This window comes from Bacillus sp. RC242 (assembly GCF_044908245.1).
Taxonomy (GTDB): Bacteria; Bacillota; Bacilli; order Bacillales; family Bacillaceae_G; genus Bacillus_A; species Bacillus_A mycoides.
Map to the genome: position 1 here is coordinate 1 of NZ_JBIYCZ010000024.1, position 15062 is coordinate 15062.

Genomic DNA, 15062 nt, shown 5'->3' on the forward strand with positions numbered 1-15062 from the left:
ACACCCGTTCCCATACCGAACACGGAAGTTAAGCTCTCTAGCGCCGATGGTAGTTGGGACCTTGTCCCTGTGAGAGTAGGACGTCGCCAAGCAAGATAAAAACACAAGTCTTTTGACTTGTGTTTTTTGTTTTTAAACAGTACATGAAAGAAGTAAAGGGAATACATAAGTAATACAAACACGTTGCCCAAGAATAAATCATATTATATAAGAAATTGATGTATATTTTCCAGAAATTTGTTAAGGAATAGAGATATATAATATGTTTATTTAAAAAGGGAGGAAAGATTATGAAATTACCAAGTGAAATTTGCATCGTTTGTGAGACAAAAAGAGGGGAAGGAATATATGTATATAATAATTTAATATGTTACGAGTGCGAAAGAAATCTGGTGAATACTGAGACAAATGACCCGAAGTATATACATTATTTAAAACAACTGCGAAAATTAGAAGTATCATATTTTTAAATAGGCATTATGCCTATTATTTTTTTTGCCCTAATATCTGTATAATAGATACACAATGAATAATAAGGAAGAGATATATATGAATCAAAATCGTATGCCTTTATATGAGGCGCTAATGGAATTTAAAGAAAGGCGACTACTATCTTTTCATGTTCCGGGTCATAAGAATGGTTTAAACTTCCCTCAGAAAGCTTCAGGGGGGTTTAAGGACATATTATCAATTGATGTAACAGAGTTAACAGGATTAGATGATTTACATAGCCCGTTTGAATGTATAGATGAAGCACAGCAATTATTAGCTGAAGTATACGGCGTGCACAAAAGTTATTTTTTAATTAATGGCTCAACAGTTGGAAATTTAGCAATGATTTTATCTTGCTGCGGCGAACATGATATTGTCCTCGTACAAAGAAATTGTCATAAATCGATCATTAATGGTTTGAAATTAGCAGGGGCGAATCCGGTCTTTTTAAATCCATGGATTGATGAAGTACATAACGTACCAGTAGGTGTTCGTGATGAAGTTATTAAGGAGGCAATTACAAAGTATCCAAATGCAAAAGCACTTATTTTAACACATCCTAATTACTATGGTATGGGCATTGATTTAGAGGCAAGTATCGCTTACGCACATGCACATAAAATTCCTGTTCTAGTAGATGAAGCCCATGGGGCGCATTTTTGTATAGGGGACCCCTTCCCGAAGTCAGCATTAGTTTATGGTGCGGATATTGTGGTTCATTCCGCACATAAAACATTACCTGCGATGACAATGGGATCTTATTTACATATAAATAGCCGTTTGGTGAGCGAAGAAAAAGTTTCCTCCTATTTAAGTATGCTACAATCTAGTAGCCCATCGTATCCAATTATGGCTTCTCTTGATATAGCACGTTTTGCAATAGCAGTTATAAAGGAAGAGGGTCATGATGAAATCGTTGAGTTTTTACGCCGATTTAAAGAAGGATTGCGATCTATCCCACAAATAGCCATTTTGCAATATCCATCGCAAGATGAATTAAAAGTTACGGTGCAAACTCGCTGTCAGTTATCGGGGTATGGATTACAGTCTGTATTTGAAAAAGTCGGTATATATACGGAAATGGCAGATCCATATAACGTCCTACTTATATTACCGTTACAAGTAAATGAGGGGTATATGAAAGCTATAGAGATCATTCGATTAGCTATGCAGCAATATAAGGTAAAAGACAAGGCAGCATCAATTCGTTATACTTATAAAGGGGAGATTTCCCCTTTACCGTATACGTATAAACAATTAGAGAGATACGAAACGAAGTTAGTATCTATAGAAGAAGCCGTTGGTATGATAGCTGCAGAAATGGTGATTCCGTATCCACCTGGAATTCCATTGATCATGTATGGAGAGAGAATTACTCAAGAACATACAAAGCAAATTACTCATTTAGAGAAAACAGGGGCTCGTTTTCAAGGTAGTACGAAATATATGAACGTGTATGATATAGAAAGTAGGTTTTAGGATGAAGGGATTATTTGTAACAATTGAAGGGCCAGAAGGTTCGGGTAAAACAACATTAATTAAAAGTTTATTACCATATTTTGAGCAAAAGGAACAAAAGGTAATGGCGACCAGAGAACCGGGTGGTATTGCAATTTCTGAAGATATTAGAACAATTTTACATAAACAAGAGTATACGATGATGGAAGCACGTACAGAGGCGCTCTTATATGCTGCTGCACGTAGACAACATTTAGTGGAAAAAGTTATGCCAGCACTTGAGGAAAACTATCTTGTACTATGTGATCGTTTTATAGATAGCTCTTTAGCATATCAAGGATATGCAAGGGGCTTAGGTATGGATAAAGTATTTGAAATTAATCGTTTCGCAACGGAAGATTGTATGCCTAGTTTAACAATCTATTTAGATATTGAGCCAGAGGTAGGTTTAGCACGAATTGGAAAAGATGCAGGACGTGAAGTAAATCGACTAGATATGGAAGATATCTCTTTCCATAAACGTGTGCGTGAAGGGTATTTACAAGTTGTAGAGCGTTTCTCTAATCGCATTGTATTAGTAAATGCTGATCAACCAATGAAAAAACTTATAGAAGAAGTTGTTCAGATTATAGAAGATAAATTGTTATAATAGAAGGAAAGAATGAAATAAGTGAGGTATGCAGTATGATAAATACGTGGGAGCAGCTTTCTGTTATACAGCCCATCGGTGTCAAAATGTTGATGAATAGCATTGCAAAAGAGCGTATATCCCACGCTTACTTGTTAGAGGGAGGGAAAGGGACTGGGAAGTTCGCCACAGCAATTCAAATGGCAAAAAGTTTTCTCTGTTCACAAAGAAATGGTGTAGAGCCTTGTCATGTATGTACGAATTGTCGCCGAATTGATTCAGGTAACTACCCAAACTTACATATTGTAAAACCAGATGGATTATCTATTAAAAAACAGCAAATTCATGATTTACAAGAAGAGTTTTCAAAAACAGGATTAGAAGCAAATAAAAAAGTATATATTATTGAGCATGCAGATCGTATGACAGCAAATGCAGCGAATACGCTCTTAAAGTTTTTAGAAGAACCAAGTAGTGATACAACAGCTATTTTACTTACTGAACAAAGTCATCAGATTTTAAATACAATCTTATCTCGTTGTCAAGTTGTTACGTTTAGGCCGTTGCCTACAGAATCGTTAATTAAGAGGTTAGAGGAAGAAGGTATTACAGTTTCTTTATCTACACTTGCTGCGCAGCTTACAAATAGTTTTGAAGAAGCTTTATTAATGTGTAATGATGAATGGTTTGCACAAGCGAGAGCTTTAGTGATAAAATTATGTGAAGCGCTCGAAAAAGATAAGGCCTCTATTTTTTTTGTACAAGAAAAATGGGGGAAGCACTTTGGAGAGAAAGAACAATTACAGCAAGGCTTAGATATGTTACTCCTTATTTATAAGGATTTATTATATGTTCAACTTGGAGAAGAAGATCGTCTTGTTTTTCATGAGCAGAAAGAGATGTTTGAATCCTTTTCTTATGCTCAGAAGCGCATTGTATCAGCTCTCTTTAATATATTAGAGGCAAAAAATAGAATCAACGCTAATGTAAATGCGCAGCTTGTGTTCGAACAGTTAGTGTTGCGGTTGCAGGAGGGATGACCGTTTTGTATGATGTAGTAGGTGTTCGCTTTAAGAAGGCCGGAAAGGTATATTACTTTGATCCAAATCAGTTCGATATCTCAGAAAATGAGTTTGTAATTGTAGAAACGGTAAGAGGTATTGAGTACGGAAAAGTAGTTATTACCAAAAAGCAAGTTGATGAAAATGACGTTGTATTACCGCTAAAAAAAGTTATTCGTATTGCAAATGAAAATGATCGTACTATTGTTGAAGAGAATAGGCATGCTGCGAAAGAAGCATATCAAGTTTGTCAACAAAAGGTAGGAGAACATAATCTTGATATGAAGCTTGTAGATGTAGAGTATACGTTCGATCGTAATAAGATTATTTTTTACTTTACTGCGGATGGCCGGATTGATTTCCGGGAACTAGTGAAAGACTTAGCGGCAATTTTTAGGACAAGAATTGAGCTGAGACAGATCGGCGTTCGTGACGAAGCAAAAATGCTTGGTGGTATTGGTCCATGTGGTCGTATGCTTTGTTGTTCTACTTTTTTAGGAGATTTTGAACCTGTATCCATTAAAATGGCAAAGGATCAAAATTTATCATTAAATCCTGCAAAAATCTCTGGTTTATGTGGTCGCTTAATGTGTTGCTTAAAATATGAGAATGATGAATATGAGGCAGCAAAGGAACAACTTCCTGATTTAGATCAACGTATACAAACACCGCACGGTACTGGCCGTGTTATCGGATTAAATATTTTAGAAAGATTAATTCAAGTGGAACTAGTAGACAAGGAACGGATAGTAGAATATACGTTAGATGAATTAATGAATAAAGGGGTCGTTTCGAGTCAAACCACAGATTAATGAGGTGGGTGCTTGTGGAGAAAAAGGATATTTTTGCATCGGTTTCTAGTATGGAAGAGCAAATTGGACATTTATACAAACAGTTGGGAGAATTAAAACAACATCTTGCAGAATTATTGGAAGAAAACCAACATATAAAAATGGAAAATGAAAATTTGCGACATCGTTTTGAAGAAGTGCAGAACAAGGAAAAACAAAAAACTCAAAAACGCAAAGAAATGAAGGCGAAGACAGATATTGGTGAAGGCTACGATAATCTAGCGAGACTATATCAAGAAGGTTTTCATATTTGCAATCTACATTATGGAAGTGTACGTAAAGAGGGAGATTGTTTATTCTGTCTGTCATTTTTAAATAAAAAGTGAGATTACCTTTCCAATATAATTGGAAAGGTAATTTTTTATACATGAGAGTAGAATGAAATTTATTTTTACATTAATAGAAGATGAAATAGGATAGGTTAAGTGTAAGAAAGGGAGCAATATATGAATTTATATGAAGATGAGCGTTTAGATTACTTATTAGCGCAAGATATGAAGATTGTACAAAGTCCATCAGTATTTAATTTTTCTTTGGATGCTGTTTTACTTGCAGATTTTGCTTGGGTGCCAATTCAAAAAGGTAATTTACTTGATTTGTGTACAGGTAACGCAGTTATCCCTCTTTTATTAAGTACAAGGACAAAAGGGAAAATTACAGGTGTAGAAATTCAAGAGCGCTTATATGATATGGGAATAAGAAGCGTTCAATACAATAATTTAGAAGAAAGAATTCATTTAATCCATGGAGATTTGAAAGATATGCCGGAGAAACTTGGACGTCATCAATATGATGTTGTAACATGTAATCCTCCTTATTTTCAAACACCACAAACTTCTGAGAAGAATATGAATGAACATTTAGCGATAGCCCGTCATGAAATTATGTGCACACTAGAAGATGTTGTATACGCAAGTAGCCAGCTAGTGAAACAGGGTGGGAAAGTAGCATTTGTACATCGTCCAGGTCGTTTGCTCGACATCGTCACATTAATGCGTAAATACAAAATTGAACCGAAACGTGTGCGATTTGTTTATCCTAAGGCTGGTAAAGAAGCGAATACATTGTTAATTGAAGGAATTAAGGATGGGAATGCTGATTTAAAAATCTTACCACCTCTTTTTGTATATGAAGAAAACAATGAATATACAAAGGAGCTTCGTTCAATTTTATATGGAGAAGAATAAGCATTGTTTTTATGTGGTGGAGTGTTCTGATGGAAGTTATTATGCTGGATACACGAATCATATAGAAAAACGGATTCAGACCCATAATAGTGGAAAAGGTGCTAGATATACACGCGCTAGACTTCCAGTTGTTTTAAAATATGTAGAGGATCACGAGGATAAACGAACGGCTATGCAAGCTGAGTATCACTTTAAGCAGTTAACGAGGAAAAAAAAAGAAGAATATATGCAAAAAGGAGAACGCTATGTGGCAGCAAAAAAGCTTTCAGCAAAATGAAAAGGGAGTTTTATATTTAGTACCGACTCCAATCGGAAATTTAGAGGATATGACATTTCGTGCAATCCGAATTTTAAAAGAGGCAGACATTATTGCAGCGGAAGATACAAGGCAAACGAAGAAACTTTGTAATTACTTTGAAATTGAAACACCAGTTATGAGTTATCATGAGCATAATAAAGGAGTAAGTGGACGGAAAATTTTAGATAAGTTAGAAGAAGGTAAGACTGTAGCCATTGTGAGCGATGCTGGTATGCCATGTATTTCAGATCCTGGTTATGATATCGTTGTAGAGGCTGTAGCAGAACAATATCATGTTATCCCGCTTCCTGGGGCAAATGCAGCCCTTACAGCATTGATTGCATCAGGACTTGAGACAAAACATTTTTATTTCTATGGTTTCCTGCAAAGAAATAAAAAGGGACGTAAGCTTGAATTAGAAAAACTACGCTATATTCCAACTACAATGATGTTTTATGAGGCGCCACATCGTTTAGATGACACTTTAATCTCTATGCAAGAAGTATTAGGAAATAGGGAAATCGTATTATGTCGTGAGCTAACGAAAAAATTTGAAGAATTTATTCGTGGAACAATTGAAGAAGCGATTGAGTGGACGAAGCAAAATGAAGTTCGTGGTGAGTTTTGTATTTTAGTAGCAGGTTCAACAGAAGAACCTACTCCAGAAGAACAATGGTGGGAAGCTATTTCAGTATATAATCATATTGAACATTATATAAATGAAAAAGGTATGAATTCAAAAGAAGCGATAAAAACAGTCGCTAAAGATCGAGATTTGTCGAAACGAGACGTATATCAAATCTATCATGTGGATAAAAAATAAGCTTCTCATAATTGAGAAGCTTATTTTGCTGTTTCGATATAATCTTGAAGTTCGTTTAAGACTTGTTCAGCGCCTTCTTTACTTAAGATAATTTTACCTTCAGCTAAAGATAGGTTACCATCAGATACTTCACCAGTTACTTGGCAAGTCATGTTTGGTTTATATTTCTTTAAGATGATTTTTTCATCATCAACGTAGATTTCAAGAGCATCCTTTTCTGCAATACCTAAAGTACGGCGTAATTCGATTGGAATTACTACACGACCCAATTCATCAACTTTACGAACGATACCAGTAGATTTCATAATTCTTTTCCTCCTAAATAAATAGTTTATAAGTTTCGAGTCTATTTTTTTGATTCGTCATTTTTCGACAAAATACCCTATGGACATATGATACCAATCATTTACATTTCCGTCAATTATTAAATTCTATATTTTAAAAAAAGATTTATAGATTTTTATACTTCTTATATATGATAGAATGTAAGTCATTTCTACAATTGTTTTGTATTATTTTTTGTAATGTTTATACTTTTCGGGAAATATATTGTATATTTTTTTTGAATATGAGTAATAGATGATAAAGATATCGAGCATTAACTCGTTTTATCCCGCTATTTGCGAGCAGTAAGACTCCCACTTCAAAATTTAGCCGGAGCAAAGAAGTTAAGTGGGAGTCGGGCTGCTCGTAAAAGCCCGATTGGTGTGGGCTAATAATCCATGGGGGATGAACACTCTCCACGGATTAAAGTTTCACTTTATATATGAGTTTTTGATATACTGTTTATAAATACATATGAGGTTATTCGGGAGGTCCAAAACGATGAAAGAGGAAAATAAGTCCTTTTATATTACTACCCCAATTTATTATCCAAGTGGAAAGTTACACATTGGACATGCTTATACGACAGTAGCAGGAGATGCGATGGCACGATATAAGCGTATGCAAGGATACAATGTTCATTATTTAACAGGAACTGATGAGCATGGACAGAAGATCCAAAAGAAAGCAGAAGAACTAAATGTTACACCACAGGCATATGTGGATAACATTGTATCAGGGATTAAAGAACTTTGGGAGAAGATGGATATCTCTTATGATGATTTTATTCGTACAACTGAAGATCGTCATAAAGATGTTGTTGAGAAAATCTTCAAGCAGCTAGTAGATCAAGGCGATATTTATCTTGATGAATATGAAGGTTGGTATTCTGTACAAGATGAAACATTCTATACAGCGCATCAATTAGTAGATCCAATTATGGAAGGTGACAAAGTAGTTGGTGGAAAAAGCCCAGATAGTGGTCACGCTGTAGAACTTGTTCGCGAAGAGTCTTATTTCTTTAGAATGGGTAAATATGTAGACCGACTATTAAAGTTCTATGAGGATAACCCTCATTTCATTCAGCCGGAGTCCCGTAAAAATGAAATGATTAATAACTTCATTAAACCAGGATTAGAAGATTTAGCGGTTTCTCGTACTTCATTTGACTGGGGAGTTCGTGTTCCAGGTAACCCAAAACACGTTATTTACGTATGGGTAGATGCGTTGTCTAATTACATTACTGCATTAGGATATGGAACAGAAAATGAAGAGAAGTATAAAAAATTCTGGCCAGCAGATGTCCATTTAGTTGGGAAAGAAATCGTTCGTTTCCACACAATTTATTGGCCAATTATTTTAATGGCTTTAGATTTACCACTTCCGAAGAAAGTCTTTGCTCATGGCTGGATTTTAATGAAGGATGGAAAAATGAGTAAGTCAAAAGGAAACGTAGTAGATCCAGTTACATTAATTGATCGTTACGGATTAGATGCATTGCGTTACTACTTACTTCGCGAAGTTCCATTTGGATCTGATGGAGTATTCACACCAGAAGGATTTGTTGAACGAATCAACTTTGATTTAGCGAATGATTTAGGTAACTTATTAAATCGTACAGTAGCTATGATTGATAAATACTTTAACGGGGAAATCCCTGCATTTAAAGCAAATGTAACTGAGTTCGATGAAACGCTAGTGACATTTGCCGAAGATACATTGAAAAAAGTAGAAGAGGCAATGGAGAATATGGAATTCTCTGTAGCGCTAAGTTCCATTTGGCAATTAGTTAGCCGTACGAACAAATATATTGATGAAACGCAGCCGTGGGTATTAGCGAAGGATGAGAATGATCGTGAAAAACTTGCGTCTGTAATGTCCCACTTAGCTGAGGTACTTCGTCAAACAGGTATTATGCTTATGCCATTCCTAACAGTAGCACCAAGTAAGATGTTTGCTCAACTTGGACTTACTGAAGAGGCGCATAAATCTTGGGAAAGCCTATCTACAATTGGATGTATTCCAGCTGGAACAAAAGTAGAAAAAGGAAACCCAATTTTCCCTCGTTTGGAAATGGAAGTAGAAGTGGGATATATTAAAGAACAAATGCAAGGTTCTGCTCCTAAAGTAGAAGAGAAAAAAGCAGAAGAACCAAAGGCAGAAGAAATTACAATTGATGATTTCTTTAAAGTAGAATTACGAGTAGCTGAAGTAATATCCGCTGAACCTGTGAAAAAAGCAGATAAGTTGTTAAAAATTCAGCTTGATTTAGGTACAGAGAAGCGCCAAGTGGTTTCTGGGATTGCTAAATTCTATTCCCCAGAAGAACTAGAAGGTAAAAAGGTTATTTGTGTAACGAATTTAAAACCTGTAAAATTACGTGGTGAATTATCACAAGGTATGATTTTAGCAGGTGAAGAGAATGGCGTATTGTCATTAGCATCAATTGACCAGAATTTACCAAATGGTACAAAAATCAAGTAATTGAGACAAAAAAAGAGATGTTTCACGTGTAACATTAGTGAAGCGTCTTTTTTCTTTTTACATTCCGTTTTTTGCATTAAAATTGAAGTATTGTTATCGTTAAGTTAGAAAGAGTGTAGTTTTTTTATGAGAGAATTGATTTCAATATAAAAGGAGTTATTTATTATGTTGTTTGATACACATTCACATTTAAATGCAGAGCAATTTGAAGAAGATTTACAAGAAGTTATCGCGAGAATGAAAGAAGCGGGAGTTACATATACAGTTGTTGTTGGATTTGATGAAGTAACGATAAAGAAAGCAATTGAATTAGCAGAGGCTTATGATTTTATTTACGCTGCAGTTGGATGGCACCCTGTTGATGCAATCGATATGAAAGAAGAACATTTAGCTTGGTTAGAAGAATTAGCGGCTCATCCTAAAGTGGTTGCAATTGGGGAAATGGGATTAGATTATCACTGGGATAAGTCTCCAAAGGAAATACAGAAGGAAGTATTCCGTAAACAAATTGCATTAGCGAAAAAGGTGAAATTACCGATTATTATACATAACCGCGATGCAACTCAAGATATTGTTGATATCCTAGAGGAAGAGAATGCAGCTGAAGTAGGGGGCATTATGCATTGCTTTAGCGGTAGTGTAGAAGTAGCGCAGCGATGTGTCGATATGAACTTTTTAATTTCATTAGGTGGGCCAGTAACATTTAAAAATGCCAAGAAACCGAAAGAAGTTGCTATGGAGATTCCGTTAGAAAAATTATTGATAGAGACAGATTGCCCGTATTTAACACCACATCCATTTCGAGGGAAACGAAATGAACCTAGTTATGTAAAACTGGTAGCAGAAGAAATTGCGAATTTAAAAGGAATTTCTTATGACGAAGTAGCACAAGTAACAACAAAGAATGCCAAAGCCTTATTTGGTGTTGAATAAAAAAGAATGGGGAGTCCCATTCTTTTTTTGTTTTTTGAGAAGAGAGATAATAGAAGTGATAAGAACCCACTATTTACGCATAACATAAGTGTAGAAATACTGCGGATAAATTAAGATGGAGATAGAAGTGTTACAATAAGGATAGTGAACAAAGATTTTTCTCTTCTACTTTTTAAAATGTAAGATTGGGAAAATAATAATGGAAAAGTCGTCATTTTTTTGTTTTACTAAGTAGAGATGAAAAGAGTGTGGAGGCAAGCATGAAAATTAAAGAGATTATCGTTGTAGAAGGTAAAGATGATACAGTTGCGATTAAACGTGCTGTTGATGCGGATACAATCGAAACGAACGGTTCAGCAATCGGTGATCACGTTATTGAGCAAGTTAAATTAGCGCAGCAAAAACGAGGCGTTATTATTTTCACAGATCCGGATTATCCTGGAGAGCGTATTCGAAAAATTATTTCTGACAAGGTTCCTGGATGTAAGCATGCTTTTTTAACGAAGGAAGAAGCACTTGCTAAAAGGAAAAAAGGTGTTGGAATCGAACATGCTTCTAATGAGTCGATTCGCCGTGCTTTAGAGAATATACATGAAGAAATGGAAGCTTACACAAGTGAAATTAGTTGGAGTGATCTAGTCGATGCGGGCTTAGTGGGCGGAGAAATGGCAAAGAGTCGCAGAGAAAGAGTGGGTAAGCTATTAAAGATTGGTTATACAAACGCAAAACAGTTACATAAACGTTTACAAATGTTTCAGGTTTCAAAGGAATCATTTGCAGAAGCTTATAAGCAAGTAATACAGGAGGAAAAAAAATGAAGGATATCGCAACACCAAATCGTACGAAAGACATTGTTGAAAAGTATGGATTTTCATTCAAAAAAAGTTTAGGACAAAATTTTTTAATTGATACGAATGTATTAAATCGTATCGTTGATCACGCAGAAATCGGTTCAGAAAGTGGCGCAATTGAAATTGGACCAGGTATCGGTGCGTTAACAGAGCAATTGGCAAAGCGTGCTAAAAAAGTAGTGGCTTTTGAAATTGATCAGAGATTATTACCAATTTTAGACGAGACGTTAGCTCCATATAGCAACGTTACAGTTATAAATAAAGATGTACTAAAAGCAGATGTACATGAAGTGTTTAGTGAGCAATTTGAAGAAGGACAAGATGTAATGGTAGTAGCTAACTTACCATACTATATTACAACGCCAATTTTATTTAAATTGCTTGAAGAAAAATTACCGGTTCGTGGATTTGTTGTTATGATGCAAAAAGAAGTTGGGGATCGTTTAGCTGCTAAACCAGGAACGAAAGAGTATGGTTCTTTATCGATTGCCATTCAGTATTATACAGAGGTAGAAACAGTTATGACTGTACCGCGTACAGTGTTTGTGCCACAACCAAATGTTGATTCTGCGATTATCCGTCTTCTAAAGCGTCCTAAACCAGTTGTAGAAGTGACAGATGAAACTTTCTTCTTTGAAGTAGTACGAGCAAGTTTCGCACAGCGTCGTAAAACTTTAATGAATAATTTATCAAATAATTTAAATGGTTTCCCGAAAGATAAAGAGCTGTTGGATCGAATTTTGACAGAAGTAGGAATTGATCCGAAGCGAAGAGGCGAAACGCTATCTATCGAAGAGTTTGCAACATTAAGTAATGCATTAATTCTTCATAAATTGTCATAAGAATATGAAAGGGACAGTTCAACTTGAGCTGTCCCTTTTGTCACCTTTCCTTTCCTAAATTCATACTTTAAAAACAGGTAAGATGGCCTAACGAGTTTGGAGTTTGGAGGTAGGAGAATGGCTTTACATGTTGGAGAATTAGTTGAACGATATTCTCATAATAGGGATATTCTTTTTCGTATTATAGAAATAAAAGGCGATATGGCAATATTATTTGGAGAGGAAATTAGACTTGTGGCGGATGCACCACTTGCAGATTTAGTTAGTATAGATCAACGAGAACATAAAAATAGAGTGAAGCGTGAAAAAGAAACGATGGAGCGTACTTACCGGTTGTTTCAGCAAGATTACGTGTTGATGAAACAAAGACATGAACATACTTCAACTGGTGGATATACAAGTGAAGTGAATTATTTTCAAATGCCAGGACGTGTATTGCATATAGATGGAGATCCTTTATATTTGCGCAAGTGCTTAGATTTATATAATAAAATAGGCGTTCCTGTTCAAGGTATTCATTGTAAGGAAACGGAGATGCATGAAAAGGTAGTAGACTTAATAGATCATTTTCGCCCAGACATTTTAGTTATTACAGGACATGATGCATATACAAAGTCAAAAGGAGTTATGGGAGATTTAGCGGCATATAGACATTCTAGACATTTTGTACAGGCTGTTCGAGAAGTGCGAAAAAAATATCCATCATTGGATCAACTCGTTATTTTTGCTGGAGCGTGTCAATCACACTTTGAGGCGTTGATTCGAGCAGGTGCTAATTTTGCTAGTTCACCGTCTAGAATTAATATTCATGCTCTAGATCCTGTATATGTAGTTGGCAAAATTAGTTTCACTTCATTTATGGAAAGAGTAAATGTATGGGACGTTGTGCGTAATACAATTACTGGCGAAAAGGGACTAGGCGGAATTGAAACAAGAGGGATTTTACGAACAGGATTGCCCTTTCAACATTATGACGAATGAGCAAGGTACATACGTATCTTGCTTTTTTATGTGGAAATGATTTAAATGAGTCTGGATAAAAAGCGGCAAGAACGTGCAGACTATACAATGATACTTTTAGAATATAGTATTTCTTCTATCTATTTGAACGCATGATGCTTTTATAATGATATTGTCTGTGAATTGCGGTTAATAATTGGGATAGATATATCGTGTTTTAAGTGTTCAATCTAAATTACAGCGAGGTGTAGCAAAGTATATGTCAAAACGTTTAGATGAAATTAAAAGCGAATTAGATCACCATCTTGGACAGCGACTTATGTTAAAGGCAAATAGTGGGAGAAGAAAAACTGTGGAGCAATCAGGTGTACTTGCAGAAACGTATCGTTCTGTGTTTGTTGTACAATTAGACCAGCAAGAAGATGCATTGCAACGTGTATCTTATAGTTATGCAGATGTTTTAACAGAGACAGTAGAGCTAACATTTTACGATGAATCTCAAAATGAAGTATTTTATAATTAATGTATTTTTTGTTACATATATTCCCATAAATGAAAAGCTATATTATTTTGCATACTAATTATACCGTAGCAAAATAAGGAGGGACTCTGCATTGAGTAGACGAAGAGGAGTCATGTCAAATCAATTTAAAGAAGAGCTTGCAAAAGAGCTTGGCTTTTATGATGTTGTTCAGAAAGAAGGATGGGGCGGAATTCGTGCGAAAGATGCTGGTAATATGGTGAAACGTGCTATAGAAATTGCAGAACAGCAATTAATGAAACGAAACCAGTAGTTGTAAGATACTTTCTATGCTACGGTAGCCGAGGAGAGATTCCTCGGCTTTTTGCACGCTAAAAGGTGCCATCATTTGACATAAGTAGTTTCATTCTGAATGCTTTTCGATATAATTAGGGAAGTGTCATCGTCTTACTATAAATTTATGGTAAAATAAACGATAAAAGATTGAGTACATAGAGTGGGTGAATAGATTGAAGCTACTAGTGAAAGCACCAGCAAAGATTAATCTGTCGTTAGATGTACTGGGAAAAAGACAAGATGGATATCATGAAGTGAAAATGATTATGACAACAATCGACTTGGCAGATCGTTTAGAGCTAACGGAATTAGCAGAAGACCGTATTGAAATTTTGTCCCATAATCGGTATGTCCCAGACGACCAACGCAATTTAGCTTATCAAGCAGCGAAATTATTAAAAGTGAAGTTTAATGTAAAAAAAGGTGTGTCTATTACTATTGAAAAAACGATTCCAGTAGCCGCTGGATTAGCAGGTGGAAGTAGTGATGCAGCAGCGACATTACGTGGCCTTAATAAGTTATGGAATTTAGGGCTAGCAATCGATGAATTAGCAAAGCTTGGCGCAGAAATTGGGTCAGATGTATCGTTCTGTGTATATGGTGGAACTGCTATTGCCACTGGAAGAGGAGAAGAAATTGAACATATAAAGACTCCGCCTTCTTGTTGGGTTGTTTTAGCAAAGCCCCACATTGGTGTATCTACTGCTGACGTGTACGGAAATTTAAAATTAAATCGTGTTACTCATCCAAATGTAGATAAAATGGTTGAAGTCATTAACCATGGCGATTATAAAGGAATTTGTGATACTGTTGGTAACGTTTTAGAAGATGTGACGTTTGCGATGCATCCCGAGGTTGCACGTATTAAATCACAGATGAAACGCTTTGGGGCAGATGCCGTATTAATGAGTGGAAGTGGCCCAACTGTATTTGGTCTTGTACACCATGATTCGCGAATGCACCGCATATATAACGGGTTAAAAGGATTTTGCGAGCAAGTATATGCAGTGCGTTTATTAGGAGAGCGAGAAACGCTTGAATAAAGACGTATAA

General features: G+C 35.7%; 18 protein-coding genes and 1 rRNA gene. 18 read left to right on the plus strand and 1 reads right to left on the minus strand.

The window, feature by feature from the left end; genetic code table 11:
• The 10 genes from rrf to rsmI form a co-directional block, all read left to right on the plus strand.
• Positions 1–92: ribosomal RNA gene (gene rrf / locus ABH957_RS27770) — 5S ribosomal RNA — on the plus strand; the annotation flags it as partial.
• 198 nt (positions 93–290) lie between these two features.
• A complete protein-coding gene (locus ABH957_RS27775) occupies positions 291–470 on the plus strand; it encodes a sigma factor G inhibitor Gin (protein ID WP_002091596.1) in 180 nt (59 codons plus the stop codon).
• 79 nt (positions 471–549) lie between these two features.
• Positions 550–1971 carry an aminotransferase class I/II-fold pyridoxal phosphate-dependent enzyme gene (locus ABH957_RS27780; RefSeq protein ID WP_404512721.1) on the plus strand — a complete coding sequence of 474 codons (1422 nt, stop codon included), beginning with the start codon at positions 550–552 and terminating at the stop codon, positions 1969–1971.
• 1 nt (position 1972) lies between these two features.
• Positions 1973–2599, plus strand: a complete 627-nt coding sequence (gene tmk, locus ABH957_RS27785; protein ID WP_002009634.1) for a dTMP kinase — start codon at positions 1973–1975, stop codon at positions 2597–2599.
• Positions 2600–2634: 35 nt separating this feature from the next.
• Positions 2635–3618 (plus strand): DNA polymerase III subunit delta', encoded by a 984-nt coding sequence (gene holB / locus ABH957_RS27790; protein ID WP_113938530.1) that lies wholly within the window; start codon positions 2635–2637, stop codon positions 3616–3618.
• 5 nt (positions 3619–3623) lie between these two features.
• Positions 3624–4451, plus strand: a complete 828-nt coding sequence (locus ABH957_RS27795) for a PSP1 domain-containing protein (RefSeq protein WP_002009637.1) — start codon at positions 3624–3626, stop codon at positions 4449–4451.
• A gap of 14 nt (positions 4452–4465) precedes the next feature.
• Positions 4466–4816, plus strand: coding sequence for a DNA replication initiation control protein YabA (yabA, locus tag ABH957_RS27800; protein WP_002009639.1), 351 nt, complete (start codon positions 4466–4468; stop codon positions 4814–4816).
• Between the two features lie 120 nt (positions 4817–4936).
• A complete protein-coding gene (locus ABH957_RS27805) occupies positions 4937–5677 on the plus strand; it encodes a tRNA1(Val) (adenine(37)-N6)-methyltransferase (RefSeq protein ID WP_002138893.1) in 741 nt (246 codons plus the stop codon).
• Positions 5664–5954 carry a GIY-YIG nuclease family protein gene (locus ABH957_RS27810; protein ID WP_002130207.1) on the plus strand — a complete coding sequence of 97 codons (291 nt, stop codon included), beginning with the start codon at positions 5664–5666 and terminating at the stop codon, positions 5952–5954. The genes ABH957_RS27805 and ABH957_RS27810 overlap by 14 nt, the downstream gene beginning before the upstream one ends.
• A complete protein-coding gene (gene rsmI / locus ABH957_RS27815) occupies positions 5923–6798 on the plus strand; it encodes a 16S rRNA (cytidine(1402)-2'-O)-methyltransferase (RefSeq protein WP_002143972.1) in 876 nt (291 codons plus the stop codon). Before ABH957_RS27810 ends, rsmI begins: the two co-directional genes overlap by 32 nt.
• 20 nt (positions 6799–6818) lie before the next feature.
• Here rsmI and ABH957_RS27820 read toward each other — a convergent pair whose 3' ends face one another.
• Positions 6819–7103, minus strand: coding sequence for a transition state genes transcriptional regulator AbrB (locus ABH957_RS27820; RefSeq protein ID WP_000843037.1), 285 nt, complete (start codon positions 7101–7103; stop codon positions 6819–6821).
• 520 nt (positions 7104–7623) lie between these two features.
• Between ABH957_RS27820 and metG the strand changes: the two genes are divergently transcribed.
• From metG to ispE, 8 genes are all read left to right on the plus strand, one after another.
• Positions 7624–9606, plus strand: a complete 1983-nt coding sequence (gene metG, locus ABH957_RS27825; RefSeq protein WP_404512723.1) for a methionine--tRNA ligase — start codon at positions 7624–7626, stop codon at positions 9604–9606.
• 165 nt (positions 9607–9771) lie between these two features.
• Positions 9772–10539 carry a TatD family hydrolase gene (locus ABH957_RS27830; protein ID WP_002091591.1) on the plus strand — a complete coding sequence of 256 codons (768 nt, stop codon included), beginning with the start codon at positions 9772–9774 and terminating at the stop codon, positions 10537–10539.
• Positions 10540–10799: 260 nt separating this feature from the next.
• A complete protein-coding gene (gene rnmV, locus ABH957_RS27835) occupies positions 10800–11357 on the plus strand; it encodes a ribonuclease M5 (RefSeq protein WP_002029323.1) in 558 nt (185 codons plus the stop codon).
• Complete coding sequence (gene rsmA, locus ABH957_RS27840) at positions 11354–12232, plus strand: 16S rRNA (adenine(1518)-N(6)/adenine(1519)-N(6))-dimethyltransferase RsmA (RefSeq protein WP_002091590.1); 879 nt, start codon at positions 11354–11356, stop codon at positions 12230–12232. The genes rnmV and rsmA overlap by 4 nt, the downstream gene beginning before the upstream one ends.
• A 117-nt stretch (positions 12233–12349) precedes the next feature.
• Positions 12350–13213, plus strand: a complete 864-nt coding sequence (yabG, locus tag ABH957_RS27845) for a sporulation peptidase YabG (protein ID WP_404449604.1) — start codon at positions 12350–12352, stop codon at positions 13211–13213.
• Positions 13214–13451: 238 nt separating this feature from the next.
• On the plus strand, positions 13452–13715 hold the full coding sequence (gene veg / locus ABH957_RS27850) for a biofilm formation stimulator Veg (RefSeq protein ID WP_002009653.1): 264 nt from the start codon (positions 13452–13454) through the stop codon (positions 13713–13715).
• Positions 13716–13806: 91 nt separating this feature from the next.
• Positions 13807–13986 carry an acid-soluble spore protein SspF gene (sspF, locus tag ABH957_RS27855; protein WP_002094215.1) on the plus strand — a complete coding sequence of 60 codons (180 nt, stop codon included), beginning with the start codon at positions 13807–13809 and terminating at the stop codon, positions 13984–13986.
• 196 nt (positions 13987–14182) lie between these two features.
• Positions 14183–15052, plus strand: a complete 870-nt coding sequence (gene ispE, locus ABH957_RS27860) for a 4-(cytidine 5'-diphospho)-2-C-methyl-D-erythritol kinase (RefSeq protein ID WP_404512725.1) — start codon at positions 14183–14185, stop codon at positions 15050–15052.
• Positions 15053–15062 lie beyond the last annotated feature (10 nt).